Origin of the sequence: Empedobacter sp. UBA5528 (assembly GCF_002426075.1) — a bacterium.
Taxonomy (GTDB): Bacteria; Bacteroidota; Bacteroidia; order Flavobacteriales; family Weeksellaceae; genus Empedobacter; species Empedobacter falsenii_B.
Genome location: NZ_DINY01000009.1, coordinates 1 through 25,696 on the forward strand (window position 1 = coordinate 1; position 25,696 = coordinate 25,696).

Annotated in this window: 28 protein-coding genes and 1 pseudogene; 12 read left to right on the forward strand and 17 right to left on the reverse strand. The window is 31.1% G+C overall.

The features are described from left to right. From B4L98_RS02655 to ppk2 (B4L98_RS02680), 6 genes are all read right to left on the reverse strand, one after another. Positions 1 to 508: TonB-dependent receptor plug domain-containing protein (locus B4L98_RS02655; RefSeq protein WP_422653352.1), on the reverse strand; the 508-nt coding region annotated here is incomplete at its 3' end. A gap of 430 nt (positions 509 to 938) precedes the next feature. Next, a complete protein-coding gene (gene rplS / locus B4L98_RS02660; protein WP_019975296.1) occupies positions 939 to 1,289 on the reverse strand; it encodes a 50S ribosomal protein L19 in 351 nt (116 codons plus the stop codon). Positions 1,290 to 1,376: 87 nt separating this feature from the next. Beyond that, positions 1,377 to 1,607, reverse strand: coding sequence for a DUF2007 domain-containing protein (locus tag B4L98_RS02665; RefSeq protein ID WP_291077485.1), 231 nt, complete (start codon positions 1,605 to 1,607; stop codon positions 1,377 to 1,379). A gap of 2 nt (positions 1,608 to 1,609) precedes the next feature. Continuing rightward, complete coding sequence (gene ppk2, locus B4L98_RS02670) at positions 1,610 to 2,428, reverse strand: polyphosphate kinase 2 (protein WP_291077487.1); 819 nt, start codon at positions 2,426 to 2,428, stop codon at positions 1,610 to 1,612. Positions 2,429 to 2,445: 17 nt separating this feature from the next. Then, positions 2,446 to 3,264, reverse strand: a complete 819-nt coding sequence (ppk2, locus tag B4L98_RS02675; RefSeq protein ID WP_125348818.1) for a polyphosphate kinase 2 — start codon at positions 3,262 to 3,264, stop codon at positions 2,446 to 2,448. A 17-nt stretch (positions 3,265 to 3,281) separates the two neighbouring features. Continuing rightward, positions 3,282 to 4,088: a polyphosphate kinase 2 gene (ppk2, locus tag B4L98_RS02680; RefSeq protein ID WP_312150877.1), complete on the reverse strand. Its 807-nt coding sequence runs from the start codon at positions 4,086 to 4,088 to the stop codon at positions 3,282 to 3,284. Positions 4,089 to 4,342: 254 nt separating this feature from the next. Here ppk2 (B4L98_RS02680) and B4L98_RS02685 point away from each other — a divergent pair, with 254 nt between their 5' ends. From B4L98_RS02685 to B4L98_RS02705, 5 genes and pseudogenes are all read left to right on the forward strand, one after another. Continuing rightward, positions 4,343 to 4,648, forward strand: a complete 306-nt coding sequence (locus B4L98_RS02685; protein ID WP_125348816.1) for a hypothetical protein — start codon at positions 4,343 to 4,345, stop codon at positions 4,646 to 4,648. Positions 4,649 to 4,716: 68 nt separating this feature from the next. After that, positions 4,717 to 5,013: a YHS domain-containing protein gene (locus B4L98_RS02690; protein ID WP_038332307.1), complete on the forward strand. Its 297-nt coding sequence runs from the start codon at positions 4,717 to 4,719 to the stop codon at positions 5,011 to 5,013. After that, positions 5,006 to 5,662 carry an SCO family protein gene (locus tag B4L98_RS02695; RefSeq protein ID WP_038332309.1) on the forward strand — a complete coding sequence of 219 codons (657 nt, stop codon included), beginning with the start codon at positions 5,006 to 5,008 and terminating at the stop codon, positions 5,660 to 5,662. Before B4L98_RS02690 ends, B4L98_RS02695 begins: the two co-directional genes overlap by 8 nt. Positions 5,663 to 5,752: 90 nt before the next feature. Beyond that, positions 5,753 to 5,887 carry a hypothetical protein gene (locus tag B4L98_RS02700; RefSeq protein ID WP_257468223.1) on the forward strand — a complete coding sequence of 45 codons (135 nt, stop codon included), beginning with the start codon at positions 5,753 to 5,755 and terminating at the stop codon, positions 5,885 to 5,887. A 15-nt stretch (positions 5,888 to 5,902) separates the two neighbouring features. Beyond that, positions 5,903 to 6,436: pseudogene (locus tag B4L98_RS02705) on the forward strand (LysR family transcriptional regulator); the annotation flags it as partial. Here the strand turns inward: B4L98_RS02705 and B4L98_RS02710 are convergent. The 3 genes from B4L98_RS02710 to B4L98_RS02720 form a co-directional block, all read right to left on the reverse strand. Then, positions 6,433 to 7,098 (reverse strand): response regulator, encoded by a 666-nt coding sequence (locus B4L98_RS02710; RefSeq protein WP_221856653.1) that lies wholly within the window; start codon positions 7,096 to 7,098, stop codon positions 6,433 to 6,435. The pseudogene B4L98_RS02705 and the gene B4L98_RS02710 sit on opposite strands and share 4 nt — an antisense overlap. Before the next feature lie 14 nt (positions 7,099 to 7,112). Then, the gene (locus tag B4L98_RS02715) at positions 7,113 to 8,813 is read right to left on the reverse strand and encodes a tetratricopeptide repeat-containing sensor histidine kinase (protein WP_291050833.1); all 1,701 of its coding nucleotides are present in this window, start codon (positions 8,811 to 8,813) and stop codon (positions 7,113 to 7,115) included. A gap of 63 nt (positions 8,814 to 8,876) precedes the next feature. Continuing rightward, positions 8,877 to 9,032, reverse strand: coding sequence for a hypothetical protein (locus B4L98_RS02720; protein ID WP_291046670.1), 156 nt, complete (start codon positions 9,030 to 9,032; stop codon positions 8,877 to 8,879). 590 nt (positions 9,033 to 9,622) lie between these two features. On the opposite strand from B4L98_RS02720, the gene B4L98_RS02725 reads away from it, so the two are divergent. Next, the gene (locus B4L98_RS02725; protein ID WP_291072346.1) at positions 9,623 to 10,057 is read left to right on the forward strand and encodes a hypothetical protein; all 435 of its coding nucleotides are present in this window, start codon (positions 9,623 to 9,625) and stop codon (positions 10,055 to 10,057) included. 172 nt (positions 10,058 to 10,229) lie between these two features. Here B4L98_RS02725 and B4L98_RS02730 read toward each other — a convergent pair whose 3' ends face one another. From B4L98_RS02730 to cysD, 7 genes are all read right to left on the reverse strand, one after another. After that, positions 10,230 to 11,672, reverse strand: coding sequence for a TSUP family transporter (locus B4L98_RS02730; RefSeq protein WP_291072482.1), 1,443 nt, complete (start codon positions 11,670 to 11,672; stop codon positions 10,230 to 10,232). A 19-nt stretch (positions 11,673 to 11,691) separates the two neighbouring features. After that, complete coding sequence (locus B4L98_RS02735; RefSeq protein WP_286496281.1) at positions 11,692 to 13,344, reverse strand: NADPH-dependent assimilatory sulfite reductase hemoprotein subunit; 1,653 nt, start codon at positions 13,342 to 13,344, stop codon at positions 11,692 to 11,694. 19 nt (positions 13,345 to 13,363) lie between these two features. Further along, positions 13,364 to 13,492 carry a hypothetical protein gene (locus B4L98_RS02740; RefSeq protein ID WP_291046682.1) on the reverse strand — a complete coding sequence of 43 codons (129 nt, stop codon included), beginning with the start codon at positions 13,490 to 13,492 and terminating at the stop codon, positions 13,364 to 13,366. Between the two features lie 51 nt (positions 13,493 to 13,543). Then, on the reverse strand, positions 13,544 to 15,022 hold the full coding sequence (locus B4L98_RS02745; protein ID WP_291046685.1) for a diflavin oxidoreductase: 1,479 nt from the start codon (positions 15,020 to 15,022) through the stop codon (positions 13,544 to 13,546). Between the two features lie 152 nt (positions 15,023 to 15,174). Next, complete coding sequence (locus tag B4L98_RS02750) at positions 15,175 to 15,720, reverse strand: uroporphyrinogen-III C-methyltransferase (RefSeq protein ID WP_260509644.1); 546 nt, start codon at positions 15,718 to 15,720, stop codon at positions 15,175 to 15,177. Between the two features lie 148 nt (positions 15,721 to 15,868). Further along, positions 15,869 to 17,104, reverse strand: coding sequence for a sulfate adenylyltransferase subunit 1 (locus B4L98_RS02755; RefSeq protein WP_219035045.1), 1,236 nt, complete (start codon positions 17,102 to 17,104; stop codon positions 15,869 to 15,871). Positions 17,105 to 17,155: 51 nt separating this feature from the next. Continuing rightward, positions 17,156 to 18,064: a sulfate adenylyltransferase subunit CysD gene (gene cysD, locus B4L98_RS02760; protein WP_219035044.1), complete on the reverse strand. Its 909-nt coding sequence runs from the start codon at positions 18,062 to 18,064 to the stop codon at positions 17,156 to 17,158. 419 nt (positions 18,065 to 18,483) lie between these two features. Here cysD and rlmD point away from each other — a divergent pair, with 419 nt between their 5' ends. The 5 genes from rlmD (at position 18,484) to B4L98_RS02785 (ending at position 21,888) form a co-directional block, all read left to right on the forward strand. After that, on the forward strand, positions 18,484 to 19,902 hold the full coding sequence (rlmD, locus tag B4L98_RS02765; protein ID WP_221856669.1) for a 23S rRNA (uracil(1939)-C(5))-methyltransferase RlmD: 1,419 nt from the start codon (positions 18,484 to 18,486) through the stop codon (positions 19,900 to 19,902). 18 nt (positions 19,903 to 19,920) lie between these two features. Then, a complete protein-coding gene (locus tag B4L98_RS02770; RefSeq protein ID WP_221856671.1) occupies positions 19,921 to 20,538 on the forward strand; it encodes a DUF6452 family protein in 618 nt (205 codons plus the stop codon). After that, positions 20,492 to 21,178, forward strand: a complete 687-nt coding sequence (locus B4L98_RS02775) for a DUF6048 family protein (RefSeq protein ID WP_286496284.1) — start codon at positions 20,492 to 20,494, stop codon at positions 21,176 to 21,178. The genes B4L98_RS02770 and B4L98_RS02775 overlap by 47 nt, the downstream gene beginning before the upstream one ends. A gap of 15 nt (positions 21,179 to 21,193) precedes the next feature. Next, positions 21,194 to 21,433, forward strand: coding sequence for a hypothetical protein (locus B4L98_RS02780; RefSeq protein WP_286496285.1), 240 nt, complete (start codon positions 21,194 to 21,196; stop codon positions 21,431 to 21,433). 194 nt (positions 21,434 to 21,627) lie between these two features. Continuing rightward, on the forward strand, positions 21,628 to 21,888 hold the full coding sequence (locus B4L98_RS02785) for a GIY-YIG nuclease family protein (protein WP_312067505.1): 261 nt from the start codon (positions 21,628 to 21,630) through the stop codon (positions 21,886 to 21,888). Positions 21,889 to 21,948: 60 nt separating this feature from the next. Here B4L98_RS02785 and lon read toward each other — a convergent pair whose 3' ends face one another. Beyond that, positions 21,949 to 24,387, reverse strand: a complete 2,439-nt coding sequence (gene lon, locus B4L98_RS02790) for an endopeptidase La (RefSeq protein ID WP_280049909.1) — start codon at positions 24,385 to 24,387, stop codon at positions 21,949 to 21,951. A 249-nt stretch (positions 24,388 to 24,636) separates the two neighbouring features. On the opposite strand from lon, the gene B4L98_RS02795 reads away from it, so the two are divergent. Further along, positions 24,637 to 25,696: hypothetical protein (locus B4L98_RS02795; RefSeq protein ID WP_291077489.1), on the forward strand; the 1,060-nt coding region annotated here is incomplete at its 3' end.

Below are 25,696 nucleotides of genomic sequence, written 5' to 3' on the forward strand. Positions count from 1 at the left end.
ACGAAGTCATGAAGTACGACAGAAACAAATTATATAATTCATTTCCGTTCATTACTTCGAATTTCCCTGGATTGAAACGATTATAACTTGTAGAATAATCTGCATTTACAACCAATCCATTTCCTCTGGCTCTTTTAGTTGTTACAACTACTACTCCATTCGCTCCACGAGAACCATATTGCGCAGTTGCAGCAGCATCTTTTAATACAGAAATTGTTTCAACATCATTTGGATTAATATTTGGTGTTCCATGATAAATCACTCCATCAACTACCCATAAAGCATCTGTTCCTGCAGAAATACTTGTTTTTCCTCTTAAACGTAATGAAGCCGTTGAACCTGGTTGTCCAGAGCTACTTGTAATTCTAAGACCTGCAACTTTACCTTGTAATAAATTGGTAATGTTCGGAGATTTAGCATCCATTAAGTCTTTTGCATTTACAACAGAAACTGCAGCGGTTACCTCTTCCTTACGTTGTGTAGAATATCCAGTTACNNCCATTTTCATCTGTGTAAGCTGCCTTATCAGTCCCTTTTATTTTTACCTCTACATCTGCTTCTGGAAAACCATCAGAATCTTTTACATGACCTGTAGTTTGAGCATAAGCAAACGATCCAAGAACAAAAAGAAGACTAAAAATTCTAAATTGTTTTTTTCTCATCTCTTGTGTTAAAATTGTTAACAATAAAAGTATTAAAAAAAACACTTAAGAATTACTCTACAATTCAAATACAAAAATAAACCAAGTAATAAAAGAATATATAGAATAATTTTAGGGATTACTTGTTTCAATAAAATATTAAACTATTTTTTCAACTCTTAATAGAATGTTAAGAAATGGTAAAATTTAATATTTTATATTAAACTTTCAAAATCAGCCAAAAAAAATCCGTTCGATAATCGAACGGATTTTATATTTTTCCTAAAAAAGCAGTTTTTAGTAAGCAGCGTCTTTGATACGAGCTTTTTTACCACGTAATGCTCTGAAGTAGAAGATACGAGCTCTACGAACTTTACCTTTTTTGTTTACTTCAATTTTTTGTAACGCTGGCATGTTAACTGGGAAGATACGCTCTACACCAACATCTCCAGACATTTTACGGATTGTGAAAGTTTCTGTAGTTCCTTGTCCTCTTCTTTGGATAACAACCCCTTTAAAGAACTGAACACGAGTTTTTCCACCCTCTGTAATTTCTTGATAAACTGTAATAGTATCACCTGCTGCGAAAGCTGGGAACTCTTTTTTAGCTACGTATTTCTCTTGTACGTATTTTACTAAATTTTCCATTGTAATAATCGAATTTATTTAGATTGACCAACTTACACGTCTTTCGCCAGAGGTTGAGCAATGCGGATGCAAAATTAATTATTTTTATCAACAATGCAAATCATTATCTGAAAAATCTTGACTTTCGTTTAGTATTTTTAATGCTTTTTCGTAATCTTCTTCCTTCACTTGCAAACGAATACCTTGCGAAAAGGTTGATCCAATTGTATAAGAAAGGTTCTCATCTAAAACGGTACTTTCTATCCCTTCCGTTTCTAATAATAATTTTATAATATCAGCTTCTATCACTGTATTAAATCGAGCTAAAATTTTAAACATAATTATTCGTATTTAATTATTACTTCATCATTTGCGATTATTCCTTTCGGATCAAAATCTTTTACATTACATAACAAATACCTCATCATTGCTAGACGGGCTTCTTTTTTACTATCTGTTTTAATCTCAATCCAAGGATTCTCTTTGGTTGCAGTTTTTTCAAATAATAAATGAATATACTTTGTATAATCGTCCCATTTATCTTGAGCTTGTTTATCTAGGCTTCCTAATTTCCATTGTTTTAAAGGATCTACTCTACGTTCCTCTAGCCTTTCTGCTTGTTCTTCTTTAGAAATTGATAAATAAAATTTAATAATTTCAATGCCATCCTCTACTAATAAATTCTCTACTTCATTAACTTGCTTCATGAACTTATTGTATTGCTCTTCTGTACAAAATCCAAAAATAGGTTCTACTACTGCTCTATTATACCATGAACGGTCGAAAAAAACAATTTCACCTGCATTAGGTAATTTCTTAAAATATCTTTGAAAATACCATTGTCCTTGTTCTATTTCAGTCGGCTTTGGTAATGCTTCAACACGATATTTTTTAGGGTTTAGAAATTCTGTTATTCTCGAAATTGTTCCTCCTTTTCCAGCTGCATCACGACCTTCAAAAATAATTAACACACGTTTATTCTCTTGAATAACTTTAGATTGTATTTCTAACAATTTTTCTTGAAGTTCTTTTAATTCTTTCTCATAAGCGAGTTGTTCTTTGAACTTCTTTTCTTTTATAATATCATGTCTAACCAAAAAATCAATGATTTCTTGCTTATTATTTATTTTTTCTAAATCATTTAAATCAAATTCAGCCATAGTTTTAGGTTTGATAATTAATTTTCTTCTTCTAAGTTTTGATGTTTCAAAATACGTTTATTTTTATCATCATAAGGTATTTTAGACAAAATATATTCCATCGCCTCTACTCTAGCCTTGTACTTTTTGTTGGCATCAATGATTTTCCAAGGAGCAAAATCTGTATTTGTTTTCGTAAACATTACATCTTTATAAGCTGAATAAACATCAAACAAATCTTGCGCTTTTTGATCTACAGAGCTATACTTCCATCGTTTGGTTGGTGAATTTACAATATCTGCAAAACGTTTCGCTTGTTGTTCTTTTGTAATCGAAAAATAAATTTTAATCAAATATATTCCCGAATTAATCCACATTTTCTCGACATCATTTACCTCGTTCATAAAAGTTTCATATTCCTCTTGTGTACAAAACCCATTTACAGGCTCTACAACAGCTCTATTGTACCAACTTCTATCAAAAAAAACAATTTCTCCTGCACGTGGTAACTGACGAACATAACGTTGAAAATACCATTGTCCTCGTTCTACTTCATTAGGCTTTGGCAGTGCTATAATTCTATGTTCACGAGGATTTAGATGTTCTACAATTCGACGAATTGCACCTCCTTTCCCAGCTGCATCTCGACCTTCAAAAACAATCACAACTTTTCGTTTATTTTCGGCTACCCAAGTTTGTAATTTTATCAATTCTTCTTGTAATTGCTCTATCCTATTTTCATATTTTACAGTACGCAAGGCTTTCGCAAAATTCAACTTTCCATGATCAGATTGTAAAAGTCCAACAAGACCTTTTTTGGTTTCGATTAATTTTAAATCTTTCGGTTTTAGCTCCATTTTCTTACAATTTAAAATTAATGATTCAATTCTTTTACCATTCGATAATAACGTTCAATCACATTTGGATCTACCATTAAATTTACTTCGGCATCCTCTTTTCCTTTATAATTAAACAAAGAAAGCACATAACGAATAGATTCTAATCTTGCCGTATTTTTATCATTTGCGTTGACAATAATCCAAGGCGAAAAAGAGTTGTGCGTGCGCGTAAACATTTGATTGATATAATGCGAAAATTCATCCCAAAGCTCTTGTCCTTTTGCATCGACTGGACTATATTTCCACTTTTTAAGCGGATTATTTAACCTCGAATCAAAACGTGTTTGCTGCTCCTCTTTAGTCACAGAAAACCACAATTTGACAATATATGTCCCTGATTCGTACAACATATGTTCAAATTCTGAAACTTGCACCATAAATTGCTCATATTGTTGCTCGGTACAAAATCCCATAACTGGCTCTACAACTGCTCTGTTGTACCAACTTCTGTCAAAAAAAACAATTTCACCAGCATTTGGTAACTCTTTGATATAACGATTAAAATACCACTGATTTTGTTCGACTTCTGTAGGTTTATTCAATGCAACAACACGCATAGAACGCGGATTAAGATGCTCGCGAAAACGGCGAATTGTACCTCCTTTTCCTGAAGCATCTCGTCCTTCGAAAATGATTGCAACTTTTTTCTTTTCTGTCGAAATCCAATTTTGAAGATTTACTAACTCTGATTGCAGTTTTAGTAACTCATTTTCATATTCAAACTTCTTTATCACATTTTTATAGAGAGGATTTTCTTCTTGATTTTCGACCAAAAAATGCATTAGTTCTTCGGTTGTTGTAAAATCTAAAATCTTACTTTTTTTCATAAATATTTATAGATTGTAAAATCTTTTTTAAGGTAAAAATTTTACAGAACATAAAAGTGAAGATTATGATAAATCTTTCTTTTAAAATCATAAATTTTATCATATTCAACCTCAATCAATTTGGTTAAATTTGTCAATAAATTAGTTTTTTGCGCATACTATTTTTCATATCACTCATATTTTCTATCGCATTTCGTCCTTTAATGCCGATGATAGATTATGTTTTAAATTATGAAGAAATCGCAAATGAACTTTGTGAAAATCGAGAAAAACCCGAATTACTTTGTAATGGTTTTTGCTATTTGAAAGAAGAAATTTCGAAAAGTGAAAAGAATCAGCCAGAAAATCATTTTGTCAAAAATTCGGTCAAAATTTTAGATGCGATTGTTCCTCAAAAACAAATTATTTCTCCAAAAAAGTATTTTACGCAAAAAAATAAATTATCAACTGATCATTATCAAGATATTAATTCTAACTATATTATTCGTTTAGTTTTTCATCCTCCAATTGTTTAATTTTTCTTTAATAAATCTAAACTATAGAATCAGATAACAATTAATTAAAAACAAATAAACAATTTAAAATGAAAAATTTAAAAAATATATTCTCTTTAATAGTATTAGGGTTTGCATTATTTTCTTGTAATAAAGAGCAAACAAAACAAGAGAATTTTGAAGTAAAGCATGTTTCTCACGAAGAAATGAAAGCTGTAACTAAATTGGATATTGCGGTTGTGAACGAAGTTGATCCAATTTGCGGAATGAAAACTGCAGATCATTTGAGTGACACAGCTAATTACCAAGGAAAAACGTATGGTTTTTGTTCGACAATGTGCAAAGAAGAGTTTCTAAAAAATCCTGAAAAACATATCCATGAATAAACAATTAATAGCCGTTATTGTTATTATTTTAGGCGTTATAGGAACTGTTTTTTGGTTAAAAAATAAGCCTAAAGATGAACTTTACATGGTAATGAAAGTTCCGGAATTTTCGATGACGAATCAAAATAATCAAACGATTACAAATCGTGATATGTTAGGAAAAGTGTACGTTGTAGAATTTTTCTTTACAAGTTGTCCAACGATTTGTCCAGTAATGAGTAACAATTTACGCACAATAGAAGATGAAATAAATGAAGCAAACCTTGGTTTTATTTCGATTACAATTGATCCAAAACGAGATACACCTGCACGATTGTTAGAATATGCAAAACAAATTGGTGTAAAATCACCGAATTGGCATTATTTGACTTCGGATCGAGAAGAAATTGAGCAACTTTCGGATAAATTCAATATTTATGTTGGAAAAGACGAAACAACTGCCGAAGGTCTAAATCACAGCGGAAAACTTGCATTGGTTGATAAACAAGGAAATATCAGAAGTCGATATGATAAAATGGGTGTTCCAATACTGTTTTATTCGGGACTGAATTACAAAGATCCTGAAGGAAAAGAACCTTCTCTAGCTGGAAAATATCATCCTGAAATAGAATTTTTAAAAGAAGATATAAAAAAACTTCTTGCAGAATAAAATTTAAAACCCTCCTAAAAATGGAGGGTTTTGTTTTAATTATAATTTTCTAAATCACAGCAAATTATTGTTTGTCCTTATGGAAAATTGATGGACGGAATGCATCGTGTTGTAAAAGCAAATTTATTGGATTTGAAAACAATAAAAGCGTATCGACTTTCGACCTTACCAAACCCCGATTATATTGATGTAGATCCTGACGATTTACCTTATGATGAAAATTAAAATTTAGAAGTTAAGCAATCAAATCTTGAATGGTTCAGAACATTTAAAGCAATTTATGAAACTGGGACTTTATCTGCTGCTGCGCAACAATTATTTATTTCACAACCTGGTTTTAGCTTACATCTCAATTCGTTAGAAGCCTATACGGGCTACAAATTATTTGATTGATCGGCGCGAAAAATGGTTCCGACTGAAAAAGGAAAAATTTTGTATAATTTTATTTTAGAACCGATTCAAAAATTAGCTGCTGCGGAGCAACATTTTTGGAAAGAAAATTTTAAAGAACATCCAGATTTCAAACCAAATTATATTGTCCCAAATATCAGTTCTATTATTCGTTGTTTGAGCGATGGAAATGGCTTTTCTATTGTTCCCGACTTTTTATGTCAAGAAGCACTAAATTCTGGTAAAATAAAATTGGTTTGGCAAGGTGAAAAACCGTTGGAAAATACACTCTATTTTGGTTCACGAAAAAATACGATTTACGAAAAAGAAATTGAGCAATTGCAACAGATTTTTGTAGATAAATGGTGTAAAGATTTGGGTTAAATACTTCCCAAATCTTTGAAAAACGCAACCAATTGATGATTACTTGTAATTTGTAGCGACTCTTTTAATGAGCCCAATCTCTTTTCTACACTACTTAGACTTGCAGGTTTGATATTATTTTGTTTTAAGTGATTTGAAATATCTTTTAGTAAAATTCCATTCGAAAGCAAAGAAACTAACGTAACATCATACGAAGTTATTTCATACGTATTTTTTTGTTTGATACTACGTTTCATGTCCAATTCCAAATGCATTCCGCCCGCAAAAACAGTTTGTATCGCTTTTTTCAACTCTTTCGAATCTTCTCTTCCTTTCGCCACAAACCCATCTATATGGTATTCCTTGAAAAGATTATCCACCATATCCGCTTTCTTTTCTACCGAAAAAACAATCACTTTCAAATTTGGCTGAATTGCTTTTACAGCTTCAATTAAATCTCGTCCACTTTTCAAGTTTTGCTCGCGATGATCTTCTTCAAAAGACAAATCAGAAATCAATAAATCATAAGGTTGATTGTCGTGCAATGCTTTTTTCACTTTCAAGAATGCATCATCACAATAAAAAGCATAATCAGGATTTTCTACATGTAAATCTTTTAAAACTTTCTGAATCGAAATATTAAAACTCTCAAAATCTTCTGCAATTAATACTTTTTTAAACATACTTTTTATTTAGGTTATTGAATTGGAAATATGATCTTAATTTTTAGACCATTCACATTTTCAGTTTCAAAAATAACATCTCCGTTTAGATTAGAAATACGTGAAACCGTATTTTGCAAACCATTTTTAGGTTTTAAGTCCGAAATCCCAATTCCATTATCTGAATAATTGATAATAATTTGTTGGTTTTCTTCTTTAAAATTTAGTATAACTCGTGAAGCTTCGCTATGTTTTTTCATGTTCGTCAACAATTCTTGCATCACTAAGAAAACCTCTGTTTTAGCATAATCTTTTACGTTTCTCCAAAGTTCTTTTTCATTTCCAATCAAATATATTTTGACTTGTTCCGAATCATAAGAACTTATCAATTGTGCTAATTTTTCTGCAAAATTTTCTTGTTGATTTTCATCAATCCTATCATAGGAAATATCGCGCGAAATTTCATAAACCACCTCCAATTTATCTAAAATTTGATCACGATTAAATTCTGATTTATTCTCAATATCAGACATCACATGATAAATTCCGTTCGCCACTTTATCGTGTACTTTTTTAGAATATTTCAGTTCTGTTTTTTTGACTTCCAAAACCTTTTCTTGTTGCAACAAAACTTTCTCTTGCTCTAATTTTTGCTTTCTTTTTCTGTACAAAAAATATCCAAAAACAAACAAAACGATCAATAAACCGATTAGAATGTAAAGTTTTAAAATATCATTTTTCTTCTTTTCATTCTCTGCTTCAGCATTCAAAAAATCTGCACGATTTTTCTCCGAATCATAACGCACCAACGCAAATTGATTTTTCGCTCTGTTACGTTCTAACTGAATACTATCGTTTAGCTTTTGATAAGCTTCAAAATATTGTTTTGCATTTGTAGGATTGTCTAATAAAATAAGTTGTTGATAAACTTCTAATTTATCGCCCGCACTCTTATTTTCGAAAGCAATTTGTTTTCTTTTATAAGCATAGTCCAAGGCTTTTTTATAATCTAAATTTGAAAAATAATCTGTTAAATGCGCATAACTTGCATTTTGTCCCCACAAATCATTTTCCTTTAATCTAATATTTAACGCTTTATTTAATTCATTTATAACATTGGACTTATTGTCTTTTAACCATTTGGTATATGCTAAATTATCAGTAATTCGCGCATATTCTTTTGGATTTTCAATTGTATTCTTATCTTTTAGTAATTCTTGGTAAATCTTTATCGCTTCATCATACTGCTTATCGTAACGATAACTATTTGCAATGTTATTTTGATTGATAATATAAACATCTTTTTCTTTAGAAAAATCAATTGCTTTTTGATAATAATCTATAGCATCATTAAAATTTCCTAAATCATGAGAAGTTTGCCCTAAAATATTATATGCACTAGAAAGTGTTTCTTTTTCTTCACTTATTTTAGGGTTTAATAATTTTACCGAAGAAATAATTAATTCTTGGCTTCCAAACCAATCTCCTTGATCTTTAGAAATAAAAGCCATATTTATCAAACATTTTGATGCTTGATGTTTGTTATTCAGTTTTATAAATTCTGAATATGCTTTATTAAAATAAACATAAGCACTATCATTCTCTTGTTTTTCATAAAACTTCCATGCTTTATCATAAGCTTTATTATCTAAATTATCCTGCTCAATCTCTTTGTTTTTAGACTGTTGACATGAAATAATAAAAAGTATAAAATAAAAAAATAAAATTTTTCTCAAATCTCCATATTTACAACCTAAAGCTAAACAAAAAACGGATAGATTACTCTATCCGTTGATGATTTATTTTTTCACAGGAACATCCCCTTTTTCTCCATTTGTATCACCGTCTATACTATCTGATGAAGTTTGTACAACTGGATGTTGATCTTGTGAAATTGTGTTTGCATTTTGATTTGGTAAAAAGAATCCCAATAAAGCGAATAATAATTCTAACATAGCTTAAATTTTTAATTTTTTGATATAGGTGCTCTTCCTCACAAAACAGATTGCGAGTAGTGTACACGAGAAAAAAGAAGCGCTTCTTTAGTAGGAAGTTTTTTGTAGTCTTGAGAACAATTCAGGAAAAATGCTTCCCTTCAAATCACCTCAACTATTTTCGAGACTACGTTTTCAGAAATCAAGTTTTTTGTTTTTGTTTTGATTTCTATTGCAAAGTAAATACAGAACACAAAGTCGCTGTTAAACAAACAATAGACAAGTTTTGGACAATTATTGGACAGCTTGTTTTACGGTAAACCGTAATTTATTTTGTCCAAAATTTGTCTACTTTGTAAAAGAATTAAAAATGAAATGTCTACGAAAAAATATCTATTCGAAAAAGTTTTTGAGAAAGCAAAAAATGAATTTGGGAGTTGAAGTAAAAATGGAATGTCTGTGCATTTAGAAAAAGTAATTTCAGATGATTATAATTATCCTATAACAAGCAAATCTTTTTTCAAGATATTTTGATGATTTCGTGAAAGAAAATAATTTAAAGAAGGAAATAAGTCCTGATTTATTAAACATTCTTGCTCATTATATCGGTTATGAAAGTTTTGGAGATTTTAATCAAAAAAATCAGCAGACAAAAAAATGAAGAAAAAGAAGTTAATGTAGAAGAAATCGCATCCGTAGAACCAATAATAGATAATAATATTTCTGAAGAAGAATCAATAATTAATCTTCCATCAAAAAAGAATAATTTCTTTCAGAAAATAAAACTTCAACGAAATAAAGTAATTGCTGGAAGTGGTATTGCTATGATTTTGGCTAGCGGAGGATTATTTCTTAATTCAATGAATCAAAATTCGTCTTGTATGGTTTGGAAAGAAAATCATTATGAAGAAATAGAATGCGAAAAAACTTCGCCACAAATGAATGCTGTTCCATATAACGAAGCTGTTTTTCAATTGAAGAAAATCACAAAACCTGATACTTTAAATTTTAAAAATGCACTTGATAAAGTTTGGTATACAAAGTAAAATGGTGAAGTAGAATTTTTTACCAATTATGGTTTACATTCCGAAAATGGTAAAACATTGAAACCTGTCACAAAATATATTTTAACTAAATATGTCTTAAATAATGAACAATAAAAAACACTCAACATGCGAGATGAAGAGTGTTTTGATTGTTAGAAATGATATATAAAATTTAGAAAATTTTAAAAAGAATTCGAATACTAAATGTGATCACTAAAAAAGCTACAGCCAAAATAGCAACTTTCTGAGGTATTTTGCCTGCTAATTTCGTAGCAATTGGCGCTGCTAAAGCTCCTCCAATTATTAAACCTGCAATGATAAAACCATGACTTACGCCCAAAGCTGCAAAAAAAGTCAACGATGCAGAAAGTGTCACAAAAAACTCGGCTAAACTAACTGTTCCTACTACTAAGTTTGATTTTTTTCCTTTTGCTAATAAAGTTGATGTCACGACAGGTCCCCAACCTCCACCACCAAAAGCATCTAAAAAACCTCCAGCAAATCCTAAAAATCCAACCCGTTTTACTTTTTTGCGTTCGATTTTTTTTCTGAATGCTAAAATAATTAATCGAATTCCGATGATCAACGTATACGAAGCTAAAATTCCGTAAGTAATTGTTTCATATTTGTTTCCCAAATAAACCAATAATAATGATCCCGAAACTGCTCCAATAACACCTGGAATAGCCAATGCCAATAATAATTTTTTGTTTACATTTCCAAATCTATAATGCGAAAAACCACTAATTCCGCTCGAAAACATTTCGGCAGTATGAATACTACCACTTATCGAGGGCAGATTGACACCAAACAACATCATGCTTGTGGAACACGTTACACCATATCCCAAGCCAACTGCTCCGTCTACCATTTGAGCGAAAAAGCCAACAGCCAACATAATGTAAAAAACATTTGGAATGTGAATCACAAAATCTTTCGCTTCCGAAAAACTGACGATTGATGACAAAGCATATCCTAAGAATAATGCGAAGAATACCAAGGTAATTTCGGTTACTAAACGTTTGTATTTTTTTGTCGATTTTTTCCCTTCGAATGAAGACGTTAAATGATTCAAATCAGTTAGTTTTTGATTAAAATCTCCTTTGTGATTGTTTCTGATTTTATTTAAACTTTCAATGTTTTCATCAATTGAATCTGGAATAACATCAGAAAAATACTCTCTCAAACGTTTTGCCATTATAGGAGATTGTCCATTTGTAGAAATCGCAATTTTAAGATGACCTTTATTCACAATCGAACCTAAATAAAAATCGCACAAATCTGGCTGATCAGCTGCATTAACCAAAATTCCTTTTTCATTTGCTTTTTGCTTCACTTCTTGCGAAGTTTCTTTGTTATCGGTTGCAACAATCACTAAATCTACATCCTCCAAATCACTCGATTCGAACGCATGAGTTTCGTGTTTAATTGTTGAATGTTGAGCAAAAATATCTTTCAATTCTTGTTTAAAATCCTTTGCTACAACTTTCAAATTGATCGAAGGATTTTGTTTGATTAGCGTCGTAACCTTTTCTAATCCTACATTTCCTCCGCCAACAATCAGGAAGCGCAAATGTTCTGTTTTTAAAAATATCGGGAATAAATTATTTTTCATTGTTCTTAAAGGGATTTAACTAATTAACCGAAAAATATTTTCGATAGGTAAAATCTCCGAATGTTTCATTGTCTATTTTTTCATTTGTATAACTTTCGAAAACTTGATCTAGCTCATTCAAAATCTCAGTCTCATTGACTTTTTCTTTATAAATTTTATTCAAACGAACACCATATCGATCTCCACCCAACCTCAAATTATAATGTCCAGCAGAAGTCCCTACAAAACCAATTTCCGAAACATACGAACGACCGCAACCATTTGGACAGCCCGTCATACAAATAGAAATATCATCATTTTGAAGTTGATGTTTTTCTAGCAAAGGCTCTATTTTATTCACCAATTCTGGCAAATAACGTTGCGCTTCTGCTAAAGCCAATGGACAAGTTTGTAAAGCCACGCATGCCATCGAATTTTTTCTAAGTTCACTAATATCTTTGTGAATAGAATACTTTTCTAAAAGCTGTTCAACTATAGCTTTATTTTCAATTGAAATCTCACCTAACAATAAATTTTGATTCGCTATAAAAATAAAATTATTGATATTTAATAAAGCCAATTCATGTAAAAATGCTTTCTGATTAGACTGTACAACTCCATTCTCCACAAATAAAGTGTAATACCACATTCTGTTATTCACTTGTCGCCAATCATAAATATCAGAACGCTCCGTAAATTGATAAGGCTGAGAAGGCTCTAATTTAAAACTAACACGTTTTTCTAATTCAGACTTGAAACCATCAACCGTTAATTTATCAACTGTATACTTTAGTCTCGCTAATTTTCGATCGCCACGATTCCCAAAATCACGCTGAATTGTCAATACTTCATAAGCAACTTTCAACACTTTTTCTTCAGAATCAACAAAACCAATTTCGGTTGATAAACGCGAATATGTATTTGGATTTCCGTGAGTTGTTGACAAACCTCCACCAACAGCGATATTGAAACCTTTCAATTCATTATTTTCGATAATCGCAATCAGTCCCAAATCATTTGCAAAAACATCTACATCATTAGTTGGCGGAATAGCAATTGCAATTTTAAATTTTCGAGGTAAATAGCGGTCTTCATACAAATCATCTTTCTCTGTTTCGCGTTCGTAAATCTTTTCATTATCCACAAAAATCTCATAATAAGCTTGTGTTTTAGGCAACAAATGTTTTGATAATTTATCTGCATATGCATGAATTTGAGCATGAATTGGCGAAAGCAACGGATGAGAACTCGCAATTACATTTCGGTTTACATCGCCACAAGCTGCGATAGAATCTAACGTTGCTTGGTCAAACGATTGTAAAGTTGGACGCAATTGATGTTTCAAAATTCCGTGCAATTGAATGGTTTGACGCGTTGTAATTTTTAAAACGCCTGTTCCATATTGTTCAGAAGTTTCGTGAATTGCCAACCATTTATCAGCGTCAATAATTCCACCCGGAATACGCAAACGAATCATAAACGAATACAATTTGTCTAACTTTTTTTCTGCGCGTTCTTCTCGTCTATCGCGATCATCTTGCACATACATTCCGTGAAATTTCACCAAAGCTTCGTCATCTGCACGTACATTTCCAGTGTGATTATCTAGCTCTATACTTTCTTTTAACGTACCGCGAAGTCCGTCACTTTTTATTTTAATTCCTTCTATAGGAGATTGTTTTTCTATACTCATTTTATTAGTTATTGGTTGATTAGTAAACATCTTTTTGGTAGCGACCTTCTTCTTCCAATTGTTCCAGAAAATTTTTCGCTGAAACCTCATCTTGATTTGATTCTTTTGCTATTAATTCGATCAAAGCACTTTCTACATCTGTACTCATTCCGTCTTTTTGACCGCAGACATACAAATACGCACTTTCGTTTAACCTATTTTAAAGTTCTTTTCCTCGTTCTTTCACTCGATCTTGCACATAAATTTTATGTTTTTGATCTCTCAAAAAAGCTGTATCTAATTTGCTTAAAACTCCTGTTGAAAGCCATTCCTGAATTTCAGTTTGATAATAGAAATCCGAAACAAAATGTTGTTCACCAAAAAACAACCAGTTTTTACCTTCTGCGCCAATTGCATCACGATGTGTCAAAAAACTACGAAAAGGTGCAATTCCTGTTCCCGGACCAATCATAATTACCGATTGATTTTCATCTGGAAGTTTGAAATTTTTATTTTTATGAATGTAAAATTCTATGGATTTATCATGCTCAAAATCTGCTAAAAACTGAGAACATAATCCAGTTTTTTGTTGATCAGAAACTGAAAAAGTATTCAGACTAACCGTTAAATGAATTTCATTATCATATGCTTCATTCGATGATGAAATCGAATATAAACGTGGTGCAATTGGATGCAAAAGATTTAAAATATCATCAAATTTCATTGTAGATTCTGACGAATAATATTTTGATAATAAATCAATTAAATCAATCTTAGTTTCAAGAATTTCTACATTTAAAATTGTTGCAAATTGATCGATTGATTTTTTAGAAAGTGCTCTAATATTTTTTTCTTCAAGTTCTTTTGCGCGATTTTCTTCATTGAAAAATTTTGCAATCGTTAAAATTTCGGTTTGATTATTTTTTGGATAAACACCCAAAGCATCACCTGGTTCGTAATCTACTTGCTCATCAACTGCTATTTCGATATGATACGTTTCATTGTTTGAATCTCTATCATTCAAAACGATTTCATCTTTTATAATTCCTTCGTACGATTTTTTCTGCGTTGAAGAATTTTGCAATTTTTGAGATTGTACAACCGTTGAATTTCCTTCTGATTGAATAGTTTTTAAAATATCCGCAAACCAATTTTCGGCAATTTCTTGATAATCTAAATCTACTTTTACCAAATCGAAAACGCGTTGTGCGCCTAGTTTTCCAAATAATTCATCAATTTCTTCTCCTGATTTACAGAAAAACGGATAAGAAGTATCGCCCAAACCAAAAACAGCAAACTTAGTTTGATTTAATTTTAGATCAGAGTTACTCAAATTATCATAGAATTTTTGCGCATTTTGAGGTAAATCTCCATCTCCTTGCGTACTAAAAATTTGAATTAAGAATTCTTCCTTTTCAATTTTTTCGAGTGGATATTGAAACGCTTCAATCGCTTTGGCTTGAATTTTATTCATCTTAAAAATTCCAAGCAATTGATTAGCTAATTTCTTCGCATTTCCTGTTTCAGTTCCATAGATTATTGTAGGTTTGATTGAGGTTAAAACTTTTTGTTCTTGAGGTACTTCTTGTGTTTGATTTGCAACTAATCCAGCCAAATAACCATTTGTCCAAATAATTTCGTCACGTGATAATTCTTTGACTAAACTTTTTACTAAGTTCAATTTTTCGTTAGCTAGCATAAGAAATTGTTGTTTTATGGTTATCAAAATATGAGTTGGAAGTTGGTTGTTCATCTAACCAAGCGAATGATTGATGCAAATTAACAACATGACCAACGATAATTAAAGTTGGTACAAAATCAAAGGTTGGTAAATGTTTTTCTACAATATTTTCAAAAATAAAAAACTTGCGTTTTCTGATCTGGAGTTGTCGCTTGTTGAATAACTGCTAAACCTTTTTCGGTATCAATTCCATTCAAAATCAACTGATCAGCTAAAGTTTGCAAACGCTGTACACTCATATAAAAAACCAATGTATCAGACGTTTTTGCCCAATCTTTCCATTGTTTGTGTTCAATAGATTTCAAATCGCACAACGTCAACATGCGAACTCCTTTCGAATGATTTCGCGCTGTCAATGGAATTCTCGTGTAAGCTGCAGCACCAAAAGCAGCCGAAATACCTGGAATTATTTCGTACGGAACATGATTTTTTTTCAAGGTTTCTAATTCGTCCAAAATATTAGAGAAAAGTGAAGCATCACCTCCTTTCAATCGAACCACTAATTTTCCTTGCATTACAAACTCAATCATCATATCGTTAATATCTTTTTGAGGCGTATGAATGCCTTTCGAACATTGTTTTCCGACATAAATAACCAACGCATCTTTTGACGCATATTCGTCTATTAACACTGGAGAAACCAAGCGATCTGTCAAAATAACATCTGCTTTTTTTGATATAATTTAATGTTTTGAGCGTCACCAATTCTGGATCTCCATGACCAGCGCCAGCCAAAATTACTTTTCCTATTGTTGTTTGCATGTTTGTAATAAATAAGTTGATTGATAAGATTTAATTGATGTTTTAATCAATAAACATCAAAGCAGCGACTGTATTTTTCGTTGTTTCGTCAATCAAAATGGCATTTCCTGTATGAATATTTTCTTTGAAAGAATCAAAAAATAAAGGTTGATTTGTTTTTAAAACAACTTGTCCAATATCATTTAACTTGATTTCTTCAGATGGAATAAATTCCCAATTATTAATATCCCATTGTTGATCGATTGTTTTGATTTTTGCACGAACCGAATGAAAACGATGTTGCAACACATACGTTTTTCCTTGTTGTAATGCATTATTGTCTAACCAACAAATCCACGCTTTTAGCACATTTGTAGTTTGCGGTTCTTCGGAAGTTTTTACAATTGTGTCTCCTCTACTGATATCTATATTATTTTCGAGATGAATCACAACATTTTCTCCTGCTTCAGCATGTTGTACTTCTTCCAAATGACGTTCTATTTTAACAATTTTTGATTCGATATTTGATGGATAAACTTTAATAGAATCCCCAACTTTGTAGGCTCCACTCAAAATTTGCCCCGCATAACCTCTATAATCGTGATGCTCTTCATCTTTTGGACGAATTACCCATTGAACCTGAAAACGAGCTGCTAAATTTTTATCTGTTTCAATCGAAATTGTTTCCAATTGATGCAATAATGTTTCTCCATTGTACCAAGGCGTTTTTGCAGATTTTTCGACAATATTATCGCCAACCAAAGCAGAAACTGGAATAAAAGTTACTTCATCATAATTCAATTGATCTTGAATTTGTTGAAAATTATTTTTTATCTTTTCGAAAATATCTTGTGAATAATCAACCAAATCAATTTTATTAATGGCGATAATTGCTTTTTTAATTCCCATTAACGATCCAATACTTGCATGACGTTTTGTTTGAGAAGTGATTCCTTTACGTGCATCAACCAAAATAATAATCAACTCTGAATTTGAAGCTCCTGTAATCATATTTCGCGTGTATTGCTCATGTCCAGGCGCATCTGCAATAATAAATTTTCGTTTTGCAGTCGAAAAATATTTGTACGCTACGTCTATTGTAATTCCTTGTTCGCGCTCGGCACGTAAACCATCTGTAATCAAAGACAAATCAATTTCGTCGTCTTCATTTGATTTACGTTTTTCTAAAACACCCAATTGATCGGTGTGAATACTATTCGAATCGTAAAGTAAACGCCCTATTAAAGTACTTTTACCATCGTCTACGTTTCCTGCTGTTATAAATTTTAATGCATTCATTTTACTTAATTCCTATAGATATTATAGAGTTTTGTTTAAAAAAATTTTGACTTAGAAATAACCTTGTTTTTTACGTTCTTCCATCGCCGATTCTGACAATTGATCATCCAAACGAGTTTGTCCTCTTTCGCTAATTCTTGTATTGATAATATCAATAATAATATCTTCAATCGTAGAAGAATCTGAAGGTACAGCCGCTGTACACGTCATATCACCAACCGTTCTGTATCGTACTTTTTCTACCACAACTTCATCGTCTGCATTTGGCTGAATAAAATCTGAAGTCGCTATTAATTTATCATTGTAAACAATACATTCACGCTCGTGAGCAAAGTATAAATTTGGCAATTCGATGTTATTTTGTTTGATATAATTCCAAACATCTAATTCTGTCCAATTGCTAATCGGAAAAACACGAACATTATGTCCTTTTTCAATTCTTCCGTTCAAAATATTCCACAATTCAGGACGTTGAAGTTTCGGGTCCCATTGGCCAAAATCATCACGAACTGAGAAAATACGCTCTTTTGCACGTGCTTTTTCTTCATCGCGACGAGCTCCTCCAATACATGCATCAAATTCATTTTCTTCAATCACATCTAATAACGCATACGTTTGTAAGGCATTACGAGAAGGAAAACGGCCAGAAGTTTCTTTCAGATTATATTTTTTTATAGCATTTTCTACAGAGGCTACAATCAATTTTTCACCGATTTTATCAACCAAATAATCTCTAAATTTTATCGCTTCAGGAAAATTGTGTCCTGTATCTACGTGTACTAAAGGAAAAGGAAATTTCCCTGGACGAAAGGCTTTCAAAGCTAAATGAATCAAAACAATCGAATCTTTTCCTCCTGAAAATAACAATGCTGGACGCTCAAATTGAGCAGCTGTTTCTCTCAGAATGTAGATTGCTTCGTCTTCTAATTGATTTAAATAATTTTTTTCTTGACTTGACATTCTTTCTAACTTTCTAACTTATTTTTTGACAATAAAAAACTCCTCAAAATTTTAGAGGAGTTCATGAACTATTATTTTCGTAATTAATACATCACAACATATTCCACCTCTTGTAAAGAGCGACACATATACATTGACATATTAAATACTATTTTTTTCATTTTTCATGTTACATTTCTGAGTTCAAAATTATATTATTTTTCTAAATAAATATAATTAATAGAATAGTTTAAATAACAAACCTATTTTTCAAACAATTTAAAGAAAATTATCCTAAATAAGTTTATTCAATATAATAATAATCTATAAAACCGATAGATTTTATGTTGTAAAAGTAAAAATTTTATTTAAAATACAAAGATTGATTCCAAAAAAAGATAAAAAATTGAATATTTCGGGGACTTGCTTACCTTTGCAAAATGTCAAGAAAAGCGAAACAAAAAATCATATTAAATAATATAGAAGTTTTACGTGCTGGTGCAAAAGGTGTATCGGTTGGTAAAACAGAGGAAGGAAAAACGGTTCTGATAAAAGGCGCAATTCCAGGAGACGTTGTAGATGTACACGTTTTGAAGAAAAAAAGCAGCTATTTAGAAGGACAAGCAATCGAAATTCACACAAAATCTCCTTATCGCGTTCAGCCAGAATGTGAGCATTTTGGTGTTTGCGGTGGTTGTAAATGGCAAGATATGAGCTATGATGCGCAATTAAAATTTAAGCATGACGAAGTGGTTAACAATTTGGTTCGTATCGGAGGTTTCAAAGATTTAGATGCTGAAATTGTTCCAATTTTAGGTTCTAAAGAACAATATTTTTACCGTAATAAATTAGAGTTTACTTTTTCTAATGCACGTTGGTTAACGTTAGAAGAAATTCAGTCTGGGAAAGAATTTGACGACCGTGACGTAGTTGGATTCCATATTCCTGGTGCTTGGTCTAAAGTTTTGGATGTTACAAAATGTCACTTGCAACGTGATCCTTCTAATGCGATTCGTGTCGAAGCAAAACGTTTTGCATTAGAGCATCATTTAGATTTCTTCGATTTAAAAAATCAAGAAGGTTTATTAAGAACATTAATGATTCGTACTTCTCAGAATGGACAAGTAATGGTTTTGGTTCAATTCTTCCGAGAAGAGAAAGAAAATCGTGAAGCTTTCTTACAAAACTTGAAAGATAAATTCCCTGAAATCACATCTTTATTGTATGCAATCAATCCAAAACAAAACGATTCTGTTTATGATTTAGATATCGAAGTTTTTGCTGGAGATGATCATATTATGGAAAAGATGGAAGATTTGAACTTCAAAATTGGTCCAAAATCTTTCTATCAAACAAATCCAGAACAAGCTTACGAATTATATAAATTAACACGTGATTTTGCAGGTTTAACTGGAGATGAATTAGTATACGATTTATATACTGGAACTGGAACAATTGCGCAATTCGTTTCGAAAAAAGCGAAAAAAGTAGTTGGTGTAGAATCTGTTCAAGAAGCAATTGATGCAGCAAAAGCGGCAGCAAAATTTAATGGAATTGATAATTGTGATTTCTATTGTGGTGATATGAAAGATGTATTGAATCAAGATTTCATTAACGAACACGGAATTCCAGATGTAATTATTACTGATCCTCCACGTGATGGAATGCATAAAAAAGTGGTTGAAAATATTTTGTTTATGAATCCTAAACGTGTTGTTTATGTTTCGTGTAACTCTGCTACACAAGCGCGCGATTTAGAATTGATGAAAGATCAATATAAAATTGTTAAAGTTCAACCAGTTGATATGTTTCCACAAACACATCATGTAGAAAATATTGTACTTTTAGAGCGAATTTAAAATTCAATCAAAAAAAAAATGAAAAATATTCAACGTTTTCTAGCCTACTCAATTTTTGCTTCTATAATTTCTTTAGCATTTTATAGTTGTGAAGATGATGATATTTGTACCGACGAAGGTGATGTTCCACGCATGGTTGCTGATATGTATTATGATGGAACTAATGTTCCTTTGGAAGATTCTATTTATTATTGGGCGTATGTTTATAATGATTCGATTACGAAAGGAATTAGAGAAGCTACAGGAACGAGTAAAGATACTGTCTTAATCGAAAAAAATTCTGCTTTAGGGAAAACAAGTTTCGGAATTACTTTGCGTCAAAATAGTAAAAAAGAGATTTACTATACTATAGCGCAAGGTCCAGATATAGATGTAAAAGATTCTATAACGGGTAAAGTCATCAGAACAATTCCTGCAAAACGTGATCGATTGATTTTAAAATACGATACGCTTGGAAATGGCTATACTTCTAAAGCTTGTGGTTTTGGATTAACTTTTAAAGGAGTTGATGTAAAATTGGTAACAAAAACTGGAAATGGAGCTGGAAATTGGATAAAGAAAATAGAAACTGTAAATACTGAAATTAAAGATGGTTCGACAACTATTATTAAGCTTTTTGCTGACGAGCGCAATTAATTTTGCATTTGGTCAAGAAAATAAAACTGATTCAACAAAAGTTTCGGTTACAGATTCTATTCCCCAAAAAAAATACCACGATATTTTTATCGGTGTAGATATTTTCAATCCAATTGTTTCTGCTTTCAACGATAAAAAAGGAGTTAGCGCTTATGCTTCTTATCAAATCAATAATAAGTGGCATGCCGCTGTAGAAGCTGGTTTCGAGAAAAATAATTTCAATGAAATCAATTGGAATGTTGATGTTGACGGCGTTTTTGCAAAACTTGGTGCAAACTGGTTTATAACGCAAGATATAGAAAATCAATCGAACGGAATTTACATTGGTGGACGAATTGCGTATTCTAAATATTCGCAAACCATCAATAGTTATCCGATTAGAGATTTACAATCGAATGAGATTACAGGAACAGGAAGTTTGCCAAAAGCGAATGTAAGCAGTTATTGGATAGAAGCTGTGGTTGGTGGACGTGTAGAGATTTTCAAGAATTTTTATGGTGAGTTAGCCTTGCATCCTGCAGCTTATATTGGAGGTAAAAAAGATCAAGGAATTGATCCTTTGGTTATTCCTGGTTACGGAAAATACAGTGGTCCTTTCAATATGCCAGTTTTTTGGGGAATTGCTTATAAGATAAACTAAGACTAAAAACTTGTTATGAATCAAATTAGATTAACAAAAGATAATATTTCTCTTTTTCCGAAATATAATAAATTACTTCAAAATGGAAAAATAAAATTCGATTCTTTAGGTCGATTAAGATATTTACATGGAGCACCAATAGGAGATTTGATTCAAATCAAAATAGATAAAAATGGAAAAACAATTTATAAAGAAATAAGTGATGAATGGTTTGATCCAGAAAGTGAAAAAGCTAAAAAATTTGTTTGGTTATAGATTTATATACAAACTAAAAAAGGAACTCTAATTGAGTTCCTTTTTTCTTGATGCGAAGCTGAAATAAATTCAGCTTGACATTTTTTCTCTACATTATCATTAATAATCCTTAAATTAGTTTATCTAACTAAGTCATCCTGAATTCGTTTCAGGAACATATCATATAAGGAATTCTGAAAATATATTATGTTTATATACTTACAAACAAATATCGAACTGTTTTTTATATTGGAGTTACCAACAATTTAATTAAAAGAATAGAAGCTCATAAAGAAGGAATTGGTTCAGCTTTCACTCAAAAATACAATGTAAAATCATTAATTTATTTTGAAGATTTTACTTCAATTAGTCAAGATATGTTAAGAGAAAAGCAATTGAAAAATTGGAAACGGGAATGGAAAATTAATTTAATTAAATCTAAAAATCCAAATTTAGAAGATATTAGTATTCTATAATAAACAAAAAAGGAACTCTAAATTGAGTTCCTTTTTATATGTTCTAAAAAGATTTATAGATTAATCCAAAACCTTTGCTCCTTTTACTTTTTGATTCGTTAAAGCAATATCCAAAACTTCTTTCATTTCTTTTACAAAATGAAAAGTCATTCCTTTTACGTATTCTGCTTTAATTTCTTCAATATCTTTTCGGTTATCTTCGCACAAAATAATTTCTTTGATATTTGCACGTTTTGCCGCTAAAATTTTCTCTTTAATTCCGCCAACTGGCAACACTTTTCCACGAAGCGTGATCTCACCTGTCATTGCTAATTTTGCTTTTACTTTTCGTTGTGTAAAAGACGAAACCAAAGACGTCAACATTGTAATTCCGGCAGATGGTCCATCTTTTGGCGTTGCTCCTTCTGGAACGTGAATATGAACTTTATAATTCTCGAAAACTTCTGGTTTAATTCCCAATTCATCCGCATGCGATTTGATGTATTCTAATGCAATTGTTGCAGATTCCTTCATCACAGTTCCTAAATTTCCTGTAATAGAAAGTCCACCATTTTTCGCTTTCGATAAAATAGATTCGATAAATAAAATATCTCCACCAACACTTGTCCAAGCTAAACCTACTACAACTCCAGGAACCTCATTATTCTCATATTGATCTGGTGTAATAGAAGGTCCTAAAATTTTAGAAATATCTTCGATTGAATATTTAGTATTAAATTCTTCTTCCAACGCAATATGTTTTGCAGCTGAACGAACTAATTTCGCAACTTTCTGATTCAATTTACGAACACCAGATTCACGCGTATAACCTGTTATTAAATATTCGATTTCTTTTTTTCCTAACACAACATCTTTCTCTTTCAAGCCATGTTCTGTTAGTTGTTTTGGTAAAAGGTGACGTTTTACGATTTCAGATTTTTCCTCGATTGTATAACCTGCAATATTAATCATCTCCATACGATCGCGTAACGGACTTGGAATATCTCCAATATTATTAGCTGTCGCAATGAAAAATACTTTCGATAAATCGTAGCCAATTTCTAAGAAATTATCATAAAAAGTTGAATTTTGCTCTGGATCTAAAACCTCTAACATTGCTGATGAAGGATCTCCATGCGCACTAGCCGACATTTTATCAATCTCATCTAAAACAAAAACCGGATTCGACGATTCAGATTTTTTGATTGACTGTAAAATTCTTCCTGGCATCGCTCCAATATAGGTTTTACGATGACCACGAATCTCAGATTCATCGTGTAAACCACCCAACGACATACGTACATATTTGCGCCCAATCGCTTCTGAAATAGATTTCCCCAACGATGTTTTACCAACACCCGGAGGTCCATACAAACAAAGAATTGGCGAACGCATATCTCCTTTCAATTTCAACACAGCAAGATGCTCCAAAATGCGTTCTTTCACATCTTCTAAACCATAATGATCATGATCTAAAATTTTCTTTGCATTCTTGATATCAAAGTTATCTTTTGTCAAGGTATTCCAAGGTAAATCCAACATAAATTCAAGGTAATTACGCTGAATATTATGTTCTGGCATTTGCGGATTTAGACGAGAAAGACGGTTGATTTCTTTATCAAAATGATTTGCTACATCTTCGCTCCAACTTTTCGTTAAAGCACGTTTGCGCATTTCATTAATTTCTTCTTCTGTCGAATTCCCTCCTAATTCTTCTTGAATCGATTTGATTTGTTGATTTAAGAAATATTCTTTTTGTTGTTGATCTAATTCTTTGCGAACTTTATTCTGAATCGTATTCTTTAATTCCAATTTCTGAAGCTCAACATTCATAAAACGCATCACTTCCATTGCGCGAAGTTTCATATCAGAAATTTCTAATAACAACTGTTTTTCATCTAAACTTAACGTCAAATTAGACGCTACAAAGTTGATTAGAAATGTATTACTTTCGATACTTTTTATAGCTCCTGCAGCTTCCGAAGGCAACATTGGATTTTCTTCTACAATCTGAAAAGCTAAATCACGAATTGATTCAATAATAATTGGATATTCTTTGTTGCGTGATGTCGGAACTTTTTCTGTCAAAATTTCTACTTCAGCCTTGAAATAAGGATCATTTGATACAAATTCTTTAACTTTGAAGCGTTTCATCCCTTGTAAAATCACCGTAATGTTTCCATCTGGCAATTTTATCATTCGCATGATTTTCGCAACTGTACCAACTGTATACAAATCGTCTTGTGTAGGATCTTCCACAGCAATTTCTTTCTGCGAAAGCACTCCAATAATGCGATCTTCTTTGTAAGCTTGTGTTAAAAGTTGTATAGATTTATCTCTACCCGCGGTAATTGGCGCAACCACACCCGGAAATAAGACAGTGTTTCTTAACGATAAAATAGGCAATACCGAAGAAATATCTTGCTTATTTAGCTTACTTTCTTCGTCTTTACTCATCAAAGGAATTAATTCGATTTCTTCTTCCATTACTTGTGCTAATGACAAATTGTCTATGTTCATAATTTTTTTATACGTTCAAAGTGTCAGTAAAACTATTTTTAACTGACGAAAGCCTTTCATAATAACAACATTATTAAGATTTGAATCTTGTCTAAAGCATTTAGAAAAGCGAGTATAAATAAGTCAAACGTTATGCCAATAAAATATATTGTCAGTTTTTCAATAAAGGTTTTGAATGAGGATGAATAATTATTTTCACAAAGATAAATTTTATTCATAGTTTTAATATCAATTACACAAATAAAATCAATGATAAAATATTACATATTCTTCATACTATTTATTTTAGGTTATATTACCATTTTTTCTCAATGGTCTGGCTTTTCTCCAATTTCAGAAACCTACTCTTCTAATGGGATATATAAATTAAAATCTATTTCATATGATAATTTTATACCTAATTTGAAAGGTGAATCAATTATATTTTTTAATCGAGAACGTGATAGCTTGAGACAAAATAAGGTATATTATAAACTAAATAGATCATTTGATTTAAATGAAAATTTTCCTTTCTTCCTTGCAATAAGTAATGATGGGAGAAAAATAATCTATTTTACAAATTATATAAACAGCAAAGATTTAGAGGAAAGAAATGTGACTTATTATATTGATGGAAAAATAGCTAAAACTTATTCCTCTGAAGAGTTTACCAATTGTGATAAAAACAAAGAGAAATGCAGACTATTTTATGAAGCCGAAAATAGAAATTTGTTCGAAAACTATACTTCTACCTACAAAGAGTACAACAAATCTTTATCAGAGAAAGATATTTTTTTAACTAAAAATTTCATCTTCAATAAAAATGATATTATTTACCTTATAGATAACAGAAAAAAGGTAACACTTTTTGATTTAGACAAAGGTGAAATAATCAAGTCTAATATTGATTTTGATTCTATTTATCCTGCAATAAAAAATATTGAACCTATAAAGAGTAAAATTTCAAATTATGAATATCCATATAAATATATAATAGATGTCAAAAACTCTCTTACTAATGAAAAAATAGCAGAAAGTATTAGTAAACTATCTAACTTAAAATTTATTCCGCTTGAGGATTCAACTTATAATAAATACAAACTTCATCAAATAGAAATAAGCGGCTATTTAAATAGAAATGGAAAATTTGAAATCGAAAATTTAGAAACAGATTCTATTTTTAATAAACAACAAATTGAAAACTATCTTTTAAATTCAACTTTTGAAACTGATTTTATTCCAAAAGAAGTTGACAAAATATATATCACAAATTTCTTTGGTAGCTATAGAAATTATGATGATAGAATTGCTGGATATCCTAACGAAAGTT

Coding starts and splice junctions, on each gene's coding strand:
- rplS (WP_019975296.1), bottom strand. CDS start 1,289: ATGGAAAATTTAGTAAAATACGTACAAGAGAAATACGTAGCTAAAAAA.
- B4L98_RS02665 (WP_291077485.1), bottom strand. CDS start 1,607: ATGTTTAAAATTTTAGCTCGATTTAATACAGTGATAGAAGCTGATATT.
- ppk2 (WP_291077487.1), bottom strand. CDS start 2,428: ATGGCTGAATTTGATTTAAATGATTTAGAAAAAATAAATAATAAGCAA.
- ppk2 (WP_125348818.1), bottom strand. CDS start 3,264: ATGGAGCTAAAACCGAAAGATTTAAAATTAATCGAAACCAAAAAAGGT.
- ppk2 (WP_312150877.1), bottom strand. CDS start 4,088: ATGCATTTTTTGGTCGAAAATCAAGAAGAAAATCCTCTCTATAAAAAT.
- B4L98_RS02685 (WP_125348816.1), top strand. CDS start 4,343: ATGATAGATTATGTTTTAAATTATGAAGAAATCGCAAATGAACTTTGT.
- B4L98_RS02690 (WP_038332307.1), top strand. CDS start 4,717: ATGAAAAATTTAAAAAATATATTCTCTTTAATAGTATTAGGGTTTGCA.
- B4L98_RS02695 (WP_038332309.1), top strand. CDS start 5,006: ATGAATAAACAATTAATAGCCGTTATTGTTATTATTTTAGGCGTTATA.
- B4L98_RS02700 (WP_257468223.1), top strand. CDS start 5,753: ATGGACGGAATGCATCGTGTTGTAAAAGCAAATTTATTGGATTTGAAA.
- B4L98_RS02710 (WP_221856653.1), bottom strand. CDS start 7,098: ATGTTTAAAAAAGTATTAATTGCAGAAGATTTTGAGAGTTTTAATATT.
- B4L98_RS02720 (WP_291046670.1), bottom strand. CDS start 9,032: ATGTTAGAATTATTATTCGCTTTATTGGGATTCTTTTTACCAAATCAA.
- B4L98_RS02725 (WP_291072346.1), top strand. CDS start 9,623: ATGAAAGTTTTGGAGATTTTAATCAAAAAAATCAGCAGACAAAAAAAT.
- B4L98_RS02730 (WP_291072482.1), bottom strand. CDS start 11,672: ATGAAAAATAATTTATTCCCGATATTTTTAAAAACAGAACATTTGCGC.
- B4L98_RS02735 (WP_286496281.1), bottom strand. CDS start 13,344: ATGAGTATAGAAAAACAATCTCCTATAGAAGGAATTAAAATAAAAAGT.
- B4L98_RS02740 (WP_291046682.1), bottom strand. CDS start 13,492: ATGAGTACAGATGTAGAAAGTGCTTTGATCGAATTAATAGCAAAAGAA.
- B4L98_RS02745 (WP_291046685.1), bottom strand. CDS start 15,022: ATGCTAGCTAACGAAAAATTGAACTTAGTAAAAAGTTTAGTCAAAGAA.
- B4L98_RS02755 (WP_219035045.1), bottom strand. CDS start 17,104: ATGAATGCATTAAAATTTATAACAGCAGGAAACGTAGACGATGGTAAA.
- cysD (WP_219035044.1), bottom strand. CDS start 18,064: ATGTCAAGTCAAGAAAAAAATTATTTAAATCAATTAGAAGACGAAGCA.
- rlmD (WP_221856669.1), top strand. CDS start 18,484: ATGTCAAGAAAAGCGAAACAAAAAATCATATTAAATAATATAGAAGTT.
- B4L98_RS02770 (WP_221856671.1), top strand. CDS start 19,921: ATGAAAAATATTCAACGTTTTCTAGCCTACTCAATTTTTGCTTCTATA.
- B4L98_RS02775 (WP_286496284.1), top strand. CDS start 20,492: ATGGTTCGACAACTATTATTAAGCTTTTTGCTGACGAGCGCAATTAAT.
- B4L98_RS02780 (WP_286496285.1), top strand. CDS start 21,194: ATGAATCAAATTAGATTAACAAAAGATAATATTTCTCTTTTTCCGAAA.
- lon (WP_280049909.1), bottom strand. CDS start 24,387: ATGAACATAGACAATTTGTCATTAGCACAAGTAATGGAAGAAGAAATC.